This window comes from Actinomadura xylanilytica (assembly GCF_030283145.1).
GTDB lineage: Bacteria > Actinomycetota > Actinomycetes > Streptosporangiales > Streptosporangiaceae > Spirillospora > Spirillospora xylanilytica.
The window spans coordinates 1,452,524-1,465,399 of sequence record NZ_JASNWE010000001.1 but is presented as its reverse complement, the minus strand read 5'-3'; the positions used below and the strand labels follow the sequence as shown (position 1 = coordinate 1,465,399).

Annotated in this window: 15 protein-coding genes; 1 reads left to right on the top strand and 14 read right to left on the bottom strand. The window is 75.0% G+C overall.

The window, feature by feature from the left end; all coding sequences use genetic code 11:
• Positions 1-17: 17 nt before the first annotated feature.
• The 13 genes from QP090_RS06805 to QP090_RS06745 form a co-directional block, all read right to left on the bottom strand.
• Positions 18-638, bottom strand: a complete 621-nt coding sequence (locus QP090_RS06805) for a hypothetical protein (RefSeq protein ID WP_285937640.1) — start codon at positions 636-638, stop codon at positions 18-20.
• Positions 635-1,315 carry a response regulator transcription factor gene (locus QP090_RS06800; protein ID WP_285937639.1) on the bottom strand — a complete coding sequence of 227 codons (681 nt, stop codon included), beginning with the start codon at positions 1,313-1,315 and terminating at the stop codon, positions 635-637. The genes QP090_RS06805 and QP090_RS06800 overlap by 4 nt, the downstream gene beginning before the upstream one ends.
• Entirely contained in the window at positions 1,315-1,473 is a 159-nt protein-coding gene (locus tag QP090_RS06795) for a GVDTG sorting domain-containing protein (RefSeq protein ID WP_285937638.1), read from the bottom strand. The genes QP090_RS06800 and QP090_RS06795 overlap by 1 nt, the downstream gene beginning before the upstream one ends.
• 3 nt (positions 1,474-1,476) lie before the next feature.
• Positions 1,477-2,598, bottom strand: coding sequence for a glycosyltransferase family 2 protein (locus QP090_RS06790; protein ID WP_285937637.1), 1,122 nt, complete (start codon positions 2,596-2,598; stop codon positions 1,477-1,479).
• An 84-nt stretch (positions 2,599-2,682) separates the two neighbouring features.
• On the bottom strand, positions 2,683-4,026 hold the full coding sequence (locus QP090_RS06785; RefSeq protein WP_285937636.1) for a sensor histidine kinase: 1,344 nt from the start codon (positions 4,024-4,026) through the stop codon (positions 2,683-2,685).
• Between the two features lie 7 nt (positions 4,027-4,033).
• On the bottom strand, positions 4,034-5,707 hold the full coding sequence (gene ptsP, locus QP090_RS06780) for a phosphoenolpyruvate--protein phosphotransferase (protein ID WP_285937635.1): 1,674 nt from the start codon (positions 5,705-5,707) through the stop codon (positions 4,034-4,036).
• Positions 5,700-6,017, bottom strand: a complete 318-nt coding sequence (locus QP090_RS06775) for an HPr family phosphocarrier protein (RefSeq protein ID WP_285937634.1) — start codon at positions 6,015-6,017, stop codon at positions 5,700-5,702. Before QP090_RS06775 ends, ptsP begins: the two co-directional genes overlap by 8 nt.
• 16 nt (positions 6,018-6,033) lie before the next feature.
• Positions 6,034-7,071, bottom strand: a complete 1,038-nt coding sequence (locus QP090_RS06770) for a zinc-dependent dehydrogenase (protein WP_285937633.1) — start codon at positions 7,069-7,071, stop codon at positions 6,034-6,036.
• Positions 7,068-7,526 carry a PTS mannitol transporter subunit IIA gene (locus tag QP090_RS06765; RefSeq protein ID WP_285937632.1) on the bottom strand — a complete coding sequence of 153 codons (459 nt, stop codon included), beginning with the start codon at positions 7,524-7,526 and terminating at the stop codon, positions 7,068-7,070. Before QP090_RS06765 ends, QP090_RS06770 begins: the two co-directional genes overlap by 4 nt.
• Positions 7,519-7,830, bottom strand: coding sequence for a PTS lactose transporter subunit IIB (locus QP090_RS06760; protein WP_285937631.1), 312 nt, complete (start codon positions 7,828-7,830; stop codon positions 7,519-7,521). Before QP090_RS06760 ends, QP090_RS06765 begins: the two co-directional genes overlap by 8 nt.
• A gap of 60 nt (positions 7,831-7,890) precedes the next feature.
• Positions 7,891-9,027, bottom strand: coding sequence for a PTS transporter subunit EIIC (locus tag QP090_RS06755; RefSeq protein WP_285937630.1), 1,137 nt, complete (start codon positions 9,025-9,027; stop codon positions 7,891-7,893).
• Positions 9,028-9,129: 102 nt separating this feature from the next.
• Positions 9,130-10,068: a 1-phosphofructokinase gene (pfkB, locus tag QP090_RS06750; RefSeq protein ID WP_285937629.1), complete on the bottom strand. Its 939-nt coding sequence runs from the start codon at positions 10,066-10,068 to the stop codon at positions 9,130-9,132.
• Entirely contained in the window at positions 10,065-10,826 is a 762-nt protein-coding gene (locus QP090_RS06745) for a DeoR/GlpR family DNA-binding transcription regulator (protein WP_285937628.1), read from the bottom strand. The genes pfkB and QP090_RS06745 overlap by 4 nt, the downstream gene beginning before the upstream one ends.
• Positions 10,827-11,110: 284 nt before the next feature.
• Here QP090_RS06745 and QP090_RS06740 point away from each other — a divergent pair, with 284 nt between their 5' ends.
• Positions 11,111-11,899, top strand: a complete 789-nt coding sequence (locus QP090_RS06740; protein WP_285937627.1) for a hypothetical protein — start codon at positions 11,111-11,113, stop codon at positions 11,897-11,899.
• Positions 11,900-12,105: 206 nt separating this feature from the next.
• Here the strand turns inward: QP090_RS06740 and QP090_RS06735 are convergent, their stop codons facing one another.
• Positions 12,106-12,840 (bottom strand): hypothetical protein, encoded by a 735-nt coding sequence (locus QP090_RS06735; RefSeq protein WP_285937626.1) that lies wholly within the window; start codon positions 12,838-12,840, stop codon positions 12,106-12,108.
• Positions 12,841-12,876: the final 36 nt, after the last annotated feature.

Genomic DNA, 12,876 nt, shown 5'->3' with positions numbered 1-12,876 from the left:
TCTGTCCGCTCGCCGCCTCAGGGGGCGGTCTTGCGCACGCTCACGCTGTCACGTTCTGTGCAGCCGGATGGTAGCCGGGTGAACGCGATGTTGCCCGCGGTGTCGGCCCGCGCGGCGCGCAGCGCGTTCCGGCAGGACGGGTCCGCGACCGTGGCGACGATGACGAAGATGCTGCCGACGTCGCGGCGGCCCGCGCCGATGCGGGGGATCGTCAGGTTCCACCGGCCACCGGTCACCCGCACCGGCCCGCTGTGCGCGGCGTAGTACCGGCCGTCCTCGGCGTAGACGAAGAAGCGCAGCTCGTCGTGGCGGAGATTCCCGGCCGTGCCGGTGAGCCTGACGCCGTTCTTGCCCGCGACCTGGGCGCGCTGGCCGGGGGAGGTGATCGTGACGGGGGACGAGGCCGAGGGCGAGGCGGCCATCGGGGACGGGGTCAGGGGCGGCGGCCGGTCCCCGGTAGTGCCGGGGGACGGGGCACCGGACCGGGCGCCGCGGGCCGGGGTGTCCTCACCGGACGAGGACGCCACCGCCTGCGCGGCGAGCAGCAGGACGCAGACCACGATCACCGACCAGCCGACCAGGCGGCCGGTCCGGGGGCGGGCGCGCCGCTTGGGCCGCCCGTGCGCCGGGCGGCTCATCCCGGGGCCTCCAGCCTGATCCCGACCCCCCGGACGGTGTGCAGGTAGCGGGGGGCCGCCGCGGTCTCGCCGAGCTTGCGGCGCAGCCACGACAGGTGGACGTCCACGGTCTGGTCGTTGCCGTAGGGCTGCCGCCAGACCTGCGCGCGCAGCTCGGACCGCGAGACCACCTCGCCGGGCCGCGCCGCCAGGTAGGCCAGCAGGTCGAACTCGCGCCGCGACAGCTCCAGCGCGTGCCCGTCCAGGAACGCCTCGTGCCGGACGAGGTCGATCCGCAGCCCCGCGACCGTGAACGCGGTGGGGTCGCCGCCGGCGCCCCGGGCGCGGCGCAGCACCGCGCCGAGCCGCGCCTCCAGCTCCCCCATGGTGAACGGCTTGACCAGGTAGTCGTCGGCCCCCGCGTCGAGCAGCCGGACGATCTCCCGCTCGCCGTCGCGGGCGGTGACGACCAGCACCGGGGCGGACGAGATGGCGCGGATCATCTTCAGCAGCTCGAAGCCGTCCAGGTCGGGCAGCCCGAGGTCCAGGACGACGGCCTCGGGCGGTTCGGCCGACACCTCCTGGAGCGCCTTCCACGCCTCGGCGACGCTGCGCACCGAGTGGCGGCGCTCGGACAGGTCGCGCACCAGCGCCGTGCGGACCTCGATGTCGTCCTCGACGACCAGGATGCGCACCATCAGCGGCGGGGGAGGATGCGCCGGACGGCGGCGGCCACCGAGACGAGGGTGAACGCGGCGACGCCGAACCACAGGGCGTGCGCGCCGAACCAGGGGACGGCCGCCGCCGTCCCGCCGGCGCCCGTCGCGACCCCGCCGAGGGGGAACCCGTCGTACATCGGCTACCACTTCCTTTCGCTGTTCAGGGCCGCCTCGCAGAACGCCCTGAGCTGGGCCGCCTGGAGGAACAGGTCGAAGGCCGTCTCGACGACCACCAGTGCGGCGAGGGCCATCTGGACCGGGCCGCGGTCCCGGACGGTGACGGCCCGCTCGACCATGAAGACCGCGGTCGCGCCGGTCCAGACCGGGCTGATCCGGACTCCGCCGGTGACCAGCAGCGACCAGCCGAGCGAGACCAGGTAGACGGCGATCACGGCGAGGCCGAGCAGGGCGGTGAGCTGCCGCCCCCAGTAGCGGCGCGTGACGGGCGTCCAGCCGTAGTCGGCCAGGTTCTCCAGCGCGCCCCGCTTCCAGCGCAGCCGCTGCCGGAACAGCGCCCGCCAGGTCGGCATCACCTCGGTCGCCAGGGTGCACTCGCGCGGGCAGACGATGCGCAGGCCGAGATGCAGGATCGCGAGGGTCAGCTCGTTGTCCTCGGTGAGCACCCGCACGTCGTAGACGTGCGGGCCGCCGGGCAGCCGGCCGGCCGCGCGCGCCGCCACCACCTCGCGCAGCGTCGCGGCGCGGAACAGCGCGGCGGTGCCGGTCAGGACGAGCGCCCTGCCGTCCAGCCTGCGGACGTCGCGGGCGTAGCGGGCGTACTCGTTGCGCTGGAGCATGCCCGGCAGCCCGCCGCCGGGCTTGCCGGAGAACGTCCCGCCCACCGCCGCGTACCGGCCGGACGCCAGGTACGCCAGCCCGTGCCGGACGAAGCCGGGGTCGAGAGCGGAGTCGGCGTCCATCACCAGGACGGCGTCGTCCGGTCCGCAGCCGGGCAGCAGGCGGTCGAGCACCTGGTTGAGCGCGCCCGCCTTGCGGTGCCGGTTCCTGCGCGTCTCCACGATGTCGGCGCCGCACAGATGCGCGTACGCGGCGGTCTCGTCGGTGCAGTTGTCGGCGATGACGGTGATGTGGTCCGGCGGCCTTTCCTGGTGCCTCAGCGACGCCAGCGTCTCGGCGATCTGGCCGGTCTCGTCGCGGGCCGGGATCAGCGCGAGCACCCGCATTCTCGCGGGGTCGGCCGCGGGCAGGCCCCGCTTGCCGTCCCTGGCGTGGCGGTGGCGTCCCGGCGCCGGCAGCGACATTTCCCTCTCCATTCCCCATGGCCTCTGACCGCCATTCAAGCCAATCGCGCCGGACCTCGCGCTGATGCGTGCAATAAGCAATTCTTAAGAAGTCTTATGGTGGCCGCCGGGCGGTCTCCGGGACCGCTCCCGGTGCTCGCTGGACGAGGCGGTGGTGCGCAGCCACACCCCGATGTGGGCGCCGCCCAGCACCGACCGGTCGACCCGGATCTCGCCGCCGGTCGACTCGGCCAGCCGCCGGACGATGTCCAGCCCGAGGCCGGTCGAGCCGCCGCCGCTGCGCCCGCGCTCGGTCATCGCGGCGGGGTCGGCGATGCCCGGCCCCGCGTCCGACACCAGGATGCCCGCGCGGTCCCGGCCGGCCTGGAGGGTGACGGCGAACGCGGCGCCCTCGGGCGTGTGGTGGAAGACGTTGCCGAGCAGCGCGTCGAGCCCGGCCGCCAGCTCGCCGCGCTCGACCGGGACGTCGACCTGATGGTCCGGGCAGGTCAGGTGCCAGCGGCGGGCCTGGTCGTCGGCGAGCGCCGACCAGTACCCGACCCGCTCCCGCACCACCTCGGCGGCGTCGCACATCGCCGGGCCGGCCTCGTCCTCGGACCGCCGGGTCATCCAGATCACCTGGTCGACCTCCTGCTCCAGCCGGGCCAGCGCGACCCGGGCCGGGGCGGTCGCCGCGTCCACGCCGAGCCGGTCCACGTTGAGCCGCAGCACGGTCAGCGGGGTGCGCAGCCGGTGCGACAGGTCGGCGGCCAGCCGCCGTTCGGCGGCGATCCGCCAGGTCACCCGCTCGGCGACGGTGTTGAACGCGATCGCCGCGTCCTGGAGCTCGGGCGGCCCCTCCGGCTCGATCCGCACCCGCATGTCGCCGGCGCCGAGCCGCGCGGCGGCCTCGCCCAGCCGCCGCGCCGCGCCGACCACCCGGGCGCCGAGCCGGTCGGCGGTGAGGATCGAGAACGCCACCAGGAGCAGGCTGACCGTGCCCATCACCGCCCACGCCGTCAGCACGCCGGGCGGGAACGTGTCCTCGGGCACCCGGACCTGCGCGACGGCCCCGCCCGGGACGGCCTGGAGCACGATCCGCCCGCCCGGCGAGCCCGCCCCGGTCTCGGTCGGCAGGCTCCGGCCGCGGGCGGCGGCCAGCGCCCTCGGCGGGGCCGGGGGACCGCCGCCGGCCGTCCCGCCGTCCGGGAAGACCACGACCGCACGGCCGCCCGGCCCGGCGTTCAGGGCGGTCACGCCGCGTTCGACCGCGGCGCGGTCGGCGGGCGCCGCCGCGGCCACCGCGACCGCGGCGCCGAGCCGTCGCTGGGCCTCGATCACGCTCCGGTCCCGGGCCAGTTCGCGGACGAGCAGCGCGCTCGGGACCAGAGTGCCGAGCGCGATCATCGTGGTCACCGCCAGGGAGACCAGGGCCAGCGTGCGCCGCATCCCCGCGTCAGCCTTCCCGCACCGTGGCGCCCGCCGCCGCGGCCGTCCGCGCCTCCTCGGCGGACGCCGCCGCCAGCGCCCGCCCGGCCAGCCGCTCGCACCCGGCGAGATCGTGCCGGGCCAGCGCGTCCCGGACGGGGGGCATGCTCCGCGCCGACATCGACAGCCGCCCGACGCCGAGACCCGCCAGGACGGGCGCGAGCAGCGGATCGCCCGCGGCCTCGCCGCACACGCCGACGCTCTTGCCCGCGGCCAGCCCCGCCCGCGTGCACATCGCGATGAGCCGCAGCAGGGCGGGCTGCCAGGGATCGAGGAGGTCGGGCAGGTCACCGCCCTGCCGGTCGGCGGCCAGGGCGTACTGGCCGAGGTCGTTGGTGCCGATGCTGAGGAACCCGGCGACGCGCAGCAGCGCGGCGGCGCTCAGCGCGGCGGCCGGCACCTCCACCATCACCCCGGCGCCGGGCAGCCCGTGCCGCGCGGCCCGTCCGGCGAAGTCCGCCGCCTCGCCCGGCGTGGAGATCATCGGCGCCATCACCGCGACCCGCGCCGCGGTCCCCTCGGCGGCGAGCACGATCGCCTCGAGCTGGGTCTCCAGCACCTCCGGACGGAGCCGGACGGTGCGGAACCCGCGCACGCCGAGCGCCGGGTTCGGCTCCTCGGGCAGGCCGAGGAAGGGCAGCGGCTTGTCGGCCCCCGCGTCGAGCGTCCGCACCACGACCACGCGTTCGCCGACGGCGTCGAAGACCTCCCGGTACGCCCGGACCTGCTGGTCGAGCCCGGGTTCCTCGCGCCGTTCCAGGAACAGTAGCTCGGTGCGGAACAGCCCGACGCCCGCGACGCCGGTCAGGTCCACCCCGTCGAGGTCGGCCGCCGAACCGATGTTGAGCATCAGGTCGACCGGGTGGCCGTCCGCCGTGCGGCCGGGCCCCGCGGGCCCGCGGCCGGGACGGGCCCTCAGCGCGGCGGCACGGCCCCGGAAGGCGTCGGCCTCGTCCGCGCCGACACCGATCCGCACCTCGCCGGTGGTGCCGTCCACCGTGCCGAGGGCGCCCGGCGCCACCGCGTCCAGCAGCCCGGCGCAGCCCACGACGGCGGGCAGCCCGAGCGCGCGGGCCAGGATCGCGGTGTGGCTGGTCGGCCCGCCGCGCTCGGTGACCAGCGCGAGCACGGTGGACGGGTCGAGCGTCGCGGTGTCGGCGGGGGACAGGTCGCCCGCCGCCAGGATGAACGGGTGGCCGGGCGCGGGCACCCCCGGCATCGGGCGGCCGAGCGCGGCGGCGACCGCACGGTCGGCGATGTCGGCCAGGTCGGCCGCCCGCTCGGCCAGGTGGTCGCCGGCGTCCAGCAGGACCCGCCGGTACTCGTCGAACGTCCCGTGCAGCGCGTGCGCGGCGTCCTCACCGCGCTGCGTCCGGACCCCCAGGTCGGTCTCCAGCATGGGGTCGGCGGCGATCGCCGCCTGCGCCTCCAGGACGTCGCGGGCGGCCTTGCCCGGCGCGGCGGCGGCGCGTCCGGCCAGGTCGGCGCGGACCGACTCCAGCGCGGCGAGCGCGGCGTCGAGCTCCCGACCGGGATCGGTGACGGGACGGGGCGGCGGGAGCTCCGGCGGGGCGCCCATCGGCAGGACGATCCCCGCCGCGAGCCCGGGGCCGACCCCGAGCCCGCGCAGCGGGTCAGCCACGGCCGGCGTCCCCGGCCGTTCCGGCGTCCCCGGCGCCCGCGTCCTCGGCGTCCAGGTCGCGGGCGAGCAGGGCGGACAGCTCGTCCAGCACCGCGTCGGCCCCCTCGCCGTCGGCGCGGAGCGTGACCTCGGCGCCGTGGACGGCGCCCAGGGTCAGCAGGCCGAGCAGGCTCGCGGCGGGCACCGGCCCCTTGGCGCCGCAGGCGACGGTGACGCGGACGGGCCGCCCGGCGGCGGCCTCGGCGAAGATCTTCGCGGTGCGGGCGTGCAGACCCTGGGCCGAGCCCACGGTCACGATGCGTTCGGACACGGGTCCTCCATCACGGTCAGGGCTCGATGGTCACTTTGATCGCCTCGCCGCGCGCGACGAGGCCCAGGGCGTCCGGCAGCCCGGACAGCGGCAGCCGGTGGGTGATCAGGTCCTGCACCGGCACCCGGCCGGAGCCGATCAGCTCCAGCGCGCGGGCGTTGTGCGCCGGGCTGGACCCGTTCGCGCCGACCAGCGACAGCTCGCGGTAGTGCACCCGGTTGGAGTCGCAGGAGATGATCGGGTCGTCCTTCGGCAGGCCGCCGAAGAAGCTGACCCGCCCGCCCGGCGCCGCCGCCTCCATCGCCTGCACCTGCGCCGCGCCGGAGGCCGCGGCGGTGATCGCGACGTCGGCGCCGCGGCCTCCGGTCAGGTCGCGGAGCGCCTCGACCACGTCGGTGCCCTCGGTCGCCCACACCGCCGCGTCCGGCTTGACGATCCCGGCGGCGTGGTCGAGGCGGTCGCGGTTCACGTCGACCAGGAACACCCGGGCGGCGCCCTGCGCGCGGGCCACCCGCACGTGCAGGCAGCCGACCGGCCCGGACCCGAAGACGACCACGTCGTCGCCTTCGCCGACCCGGGCCAGCTCCTGGCCGTTCAGCACGCAGGCGAGGGGCTCGGCGACCGACGCCTCGGCGAACGACACCCCGTCCGGGACGCGGTTCACCCCGTCCACGGCCAGCACCTTCGCCGGGACGATCATGTATTCGGCGAACGCGCCGTCGTAGTGGTAGCCCATCGACTCCTGGTGCGCGCAGACCGTCATCCGGCCGCGCCGGCATTCGGCGCACCGCCCGCACGGGATCGCCGCGATCACCTGGACCCGGTCGCCGGCGGTCCAGCCCGGCGCGTCGCCGCCGGTCACCTCGCCGGCGATCTCGTGCCCCATCACCCGCGGCGGGACGATGTGGTGGTGCCCGAACCGGGAGATCTTGACATCGGTGCCGCAGGTCGAGCAGTTCCGGACCCGGATCTTCAGCTCTCCGGGGCCGGGCTCGGGCTCGGCGGCGTCCTCCAGGCGGATGTCGCCGGGGGCGTAGAAGCGAGCGACCTTCATCGGGTGGGTTCCTCTTCCGTCGGTTGCAGTTGCCTGATGACGTCCGCGGCGGTGCCGGCCTCGCGCAGCCGCCGGGCCCGTCCGGGATCGAGCAGCACCTCGGCCAGCTCGGCCAGGATGGCCATGTGCCCGTCCCCCCGCGCCGCGATCGCGATGCACAGCGTGACCGGGTGCCCGTTCCAGTCGACGCCGCCGGGGAACCGCAGGACGGCCAGCGCGTCGCGGAGCACGGCGTCCTTGCCGCCGGCGGTCCCGTGCGGGATGGCGACCCCCTCACCGAGGTGGGTGGAGACCGACTGCTCCCGTTCGAGCATGCTCTCGGTGTACGCGGCGGTCACCGCGCCGGCCTCGGCCAGGACCCGGCCGCACTGGCGGATGGCGTCGTCCCGGTCGGCGGCCCGCGCGTCCAGGCGGATGGCGCGGGGGTCGAGCAGCCGCGCGGCGCTCTCAGCCACCGAGCGACCCGCCGTCCTTGATGGCGGCGATCACCCGGTTGACCGCCGGGTCGCCGATGAACACCTCGAACGGGACGATGACCGCGTTCGTCCCGCCGCGCCGGGCGCGTTCGGCGAGCCCGGCGTGGCAGACCACCACGTCGGCGTCCGCGGGGATGGAGTCGACGGGGGTGTGCTCCACCGTGACCGGCTGCTTGCGCAGCGCCTTGCGGAGCTGGCCGGCGAGCATGACGCTGCTGCCCATGCCGGCGTCGCACGCGATGACGAGCTTCCTGACGTCCTTGCCGTCGATGCTGGTGACCATGATCGGACCTCCGGGACCGTGCGAATGGGGTGGGAGTCGGGGGTGTGGGGGCGGGGCGGACTACTTCGCGGCCGGCTCGTTCTCGGTGCCCGGGGCGGCGGCCTCTTCCTGCGGGGCGTCGCCGCCGGGTTCGGCGTCCGGGTCGGCGAGCCTGCCGAAGCCGAGGAGGGCGGCGCCGACGCCGAACGAGACGCCGGCCGAGGCCAGCACCCCGGCGTAGATGCCGATCCAGTTGCTCGCGCCCTTCGGGGTCTGCGCGAGGTAGGCGAAGATGCTGCCGGGGGAGGGCGTGGCCACCAGGCCGGTGCCGAAGGCCAGGAAGATCGCCACGCCGGTCGCGCCGCCCGCGACGGCGGCCAGGATCATCCGCGGCTTCATCAGGATGTAGGGGAAGTAGATCTCGTGGATGCCGCCGAAGAGGTGGATGATGATCGCGGCGGGCGTGCTCGGGCGGAGCCGGCGCGGGCCGAAGAACATGTAGGCCAGCAGCACGCCGAGGCCGGGGCCGGGGTTGGACTCCAGGGTGAACAGGATCGACTTGCCGTGCTCGGCGGCCTGCTGGACGGCCAGCGGCCCGAGCACGCCGTGGTTGATGGCGTTGTTGAGGAACAGCACCTTGGCGGGCTCGATCAGCACCGACGCGACCGGCAGCAGGTCGTGGTCGATCAGCCAGCTCACCGCGTCCCCGGCGGCGTCGGTGCAGGTGCTCATGACCGGGCCGATTACGCTCCGGCCGGCCAGCGCCATCGCGCCGGCCAGGATGCCGGCTGAGAAGTTGTCCACCAGCATCTCGAAGCCGGGCCGGATCCGGTCCTCCAGGAGGCCGTCCAGCAGCTTCATCAGGTACGCGGCGAGCGGGCCGATGATCATGGCGCCGAGGAACATCGGCATCTCCGCGCCCACGATCACGCCGACCGTGGCGACCGCGCCGACGACCGCGCCGCGCTGCCCGTGCACCATCCGGCCGCCGGTGTAGCCGATCAGGATCGGCAGCAGAAACTTGATCATCGGATCGACCAGCTCGGCCAGCTCGGCGTTGGGCACCCAGCCGGTGGGGATGAACAGCGCGGTGATCAGGCCCCACGCGATGAACGCGCCGATGTTCGGCATCACCATCCCGGCCAGGTGGCCGCCCACGCGCTGGATCCGCGCCCGGATCCCGTCGCCGGTGACTTTGGGGGTGTACGCAGTGGCCATCACGGCCTCCTGTCGATCGGGGGGTTGGGGGGTGTCGGGGGCGGGTGTCCGGGCGGGGGGGTGTCGGATACCGGGCCGGGGTGGTTCCGGGGGTGGGACGGGTCAGGTCAGGAGCGCCCGGTCCAGGTCGGGTCGTCCGTGGACGGTGACGAGGTCGCGGCGGATGTCGGCGGGGCCCGGCATCCGGCTGGCCGGCAGGCCGACCGCGGCGGCCCCCCACGCCAGCGCCTCGCGGAACGCCTCGGGGCCGCGCGCCCCCGCGGCGAGGAACCCGGCGAGCAGGGCGTCGCCGGCGCCGACCGTGCTGCTCGGCCGGTCGACCGGCGCCGAGCCCGCCAGGATCCCGTCGTCGTCGACGAGCACCGCGCCGTCCGCGCCCAGGCTCACCAGCACCGTCCGGGCGCCCCGGGCCCGCAGCTCGCGGGCCGCGCCGACCACGTCCGAGAACCGGTCCACCGGGCGGCCGACCGCCTCGGCCAGCTCCTCCCGGTTCGGCTTGATCAGGTCCGGGCCGGCCGCCACCGCGGCGAGCAGGGCCGGGCCGCTGGAGTCGATCGCCACCCGGATGCCGGCCGGCGCGAACGCCCGGCACAGCTCGGCGTACATCGCGGCCGGCACCCCGGGCGGGAGGCTGCCGCAGCCGACCACCCAGCTCGCCGTCTCGGCCTCGGCGACCACCATCTCGGCCACCGCGTCGAGCTCGGCGCGGGTCAGCGCGGCGCCCGGCTCGTTCAGCTTGGTGACCACGCCGCCGGGCTCGGCGATCGTCACGTTCGACCGGGTCGTCCCGGCGACCGGGACCGCGCGGACGGCCATGCCCTCGGCCCGCAGCAGCCGGTGGAGCTGCTCGCCGTCCGCGCCGCCCACGGTGACCACCGCGGTCGAGGCGATCCCGCTGGCGAGCAGGGCGCGGGAGACGTTGACCCCCTTGCCGCCGGGGTCCAGCCGGGCCGACCGGGCCCGGATCATCGCGCCCCGGGTGAGCTCGTCCACCTCGATCGTGCGATCCAGGCTGGGGTTCAGCGTCAGCGTGACGATCATGCCAGCACCATCCGCAGCCCGGCCTGCTCGAACTCGCCGGTCAGCTCGGCGTCCAGCGCGGCGTCGGTGATCACGGTGTCGATCTCGCCGAGGGTGGCGAACCGGGCCAGGTAGTCGTTGCCGACCTTGGTGTGGTCGGCCAGCACCACGGTGCGCCGGGTCGCGGCGATCATCGCCCGCTTCATCGCGCCCTCGGCGGGGTCGGGGGTGGTGAAGCCGCGCTCGATCGACAGCCCGTTGGTGCCGAGGAAGGCCACGTCCACGTGCAGTTGGCCGAGCAACTGGTCGCCGCCGTCGGCCACTGTGGCCAGGGTCCGGCGGCGGACCCGCCCGCCCAGCATGACCACGGTCAGGTTGGGCCGGCCGGCCAGCGCGGCGGCCAGCGGCGGTGCGTTCACCACCACGGTCAGCTCGCGGTCCAGCGGGAGCGCCTCGGCCAGTCGCCCGGTGGTCGAACCGGCGTCGATGATCACCGCGCCCTCGTCCGGCAGTTCGGCCAGCGCCGCCTTGGCGATGCGCTCCTTCTCGGCGGTCATCACCGCGTTCCGGGTGGACAGCGGCGGTTCGAAGCCCAGCCGCTCCACCGGGATGGCGCCGCCGTGCACGCGGCGGACCACCCCGGCGCGCTCCAGAACGGTCAGGTCCCGGCGAATGGTCTCGCTGGTCACCGACAGCCCCTCGGCCAGCCCGACCACGTCGACCCGGCCGTCCGCGCGCGCCCGGCGCAGGATCTCTCCCTGCCGCTCCTCCGCGTACATGTGGTTTCCCTCCCGTTTGCTTTGGTTCTCCTGTGTTTAGCTCCGTCCGGACGGTGGGTCAAGACCCCGGACGGGCTCGGTCCGGTAACGGCCCGCCGCCCAGGGCGGCCGGGCGGACGGCTGCGGGCGGACACGTGAATTCACCGTCCGGACGATCTTTTCCGGGTATTTCCCGGGCTCGCTCTAAGATTCCTTGCGCGCTGCTTAATGTCCCGATAAAGGTGCGGATGCGGAAATGTTGATAGGAACGCACTGTTCGGGACATCGAGCGAGAGGAAAGGCCAATGAGTTTCCTTCGAAAGGGCATGATCGCCGCCGCGACCGGGGCCGCGGTGCTCACCGGCGGGGTGGTGCTCTCCTCCGGGTCCGCCAGTGCGAAGACCATCGACCTGACCGGGACCCCGCTTCTGGACACCTGCCCGGGATCGGGTAAGAAGACCAGCTACACGGCCGACCGGTGCGACTTCACCCCGACCGGTGCGGAGTCGTTCCAGACCGACTTCTACCTGCCGCAGGGCGACGAGTACGCCTGGAACTGCACGAGCGCGGTCCAGGACCACCAGTACCAGATCACCGACGTGCACGAGCAGACCAACAGCATCGGGTTCGAGCTCGGTGTCGGCGGCACCCTGTTCAAGATCATCGAGGCCAAGGCCAGTGCCCAGTACGGGCACACCTGGACGCACGCGACCTGGCAGTGGAGCGGCAACACCTCGCACATCCAGCCCGGCCGGGTCGGCTGGCTGGAACTGTCCACCGAAATGCTCAAGATCACCGGGAAATGGCAGATCAACTTCGGTGACCGGGTGAAGTTCAATGATGTGGACGACGGCGCCCCGCACTACGAGTGGTACATCGAGCCCTACTCCCAGACCGACGCCAAGGAGAACGGAAAGCGCAGTGTCGCGTTCAAGGAGCGCGACATGACCGATGAGGAGAAGTCGCGGATCTGCGGCTCCAACGGGCAGGGCCCCGGCGAGCGCAAGCGGACGGTGAAGCCGGGCGAGGAGGGCGCCCCCAACCCGGGCCTGGTGATCACTCCGGCGCCGGCCACGAAGCCCGTGCTCCGCTGACGACCCGGGGCCACCGCCCCGGCCCCGTGCCCCGGCCGGACGGATCGGCCGGGGCACGGGGCCGTCCGGCCGGTCCGTCCGACGGCGGTCCGGCCGGACGGTCCGTCCGACGGCGGTCCGGCCGGACGGTCCGTCCGACGGCGGTCCGGCCGGACGGTCCGCCGACCGTCCGGCCGGACCGGTCCCGGCAGGGGCGGGACCGGGCTTCAGTAGCCGGTCTTGAGGACGTTCACCCTGTCGGCCGCCCGGCAGCCGCTCGGCAGGGCCGAGAAGGTGATGTTGCCCTCCGGGTCCCGGGCGCTCCCGTCGAGCAGCCGCCGGCAGGACGGCGCGACCGTGACCGCGAAGACCGTGAAGACCCGGCCGATGTCGCCGGTGCCCCCGCCGATCGGCTTGAGCAGGAAGCTCCACTCCCGGCCGGGCGTGACCACCGGGCCGTTGTCGATCAGGTAGTAGAGCCCGTTGTAGGCGAGCACGAACAGGCGCAGGACCGACCCGTCCAGATCCCCCGCGCGCCCCCGTACGACCACCCCGACCCTGCCGTTCACCTCGGCGTTCTCCCGCGGTGCGGTGATGTCGACGCCGCGGAACGCCACGGCCCGGCGCGGCGGGGCCGGCTGTTCGCGCTCCGCCTTGGGCGGCGTGCGCCGGGCCGCCGGGCGGCTGGACGACGGCGAGGGCGAGGGCGAGGACGAGGGGGAGAGCGAGGGGGAGGCGGAGCGGGACGGCGGCGCCGACACGAGGCCGGACGGCCGCGCCAGGACGGCCGGGCCGCCGTCCCGCTGTGCCTCGGCACCGCCCGCCATGTAGAGCCCGCGGGTCCCGGCGAACGAGGCCAGCACCGCCGAACCGGTGCCGACCACCCAGAAGAGCAGGTACCTGCGCTGGAAGCCCCGGTGCCTCCGCCGCCGATCGCGGCCGGACGGCCGAGCGTGCGTCATCTGCGGACTCCTTCGTCGCATCCGAAGCCCTCGGTC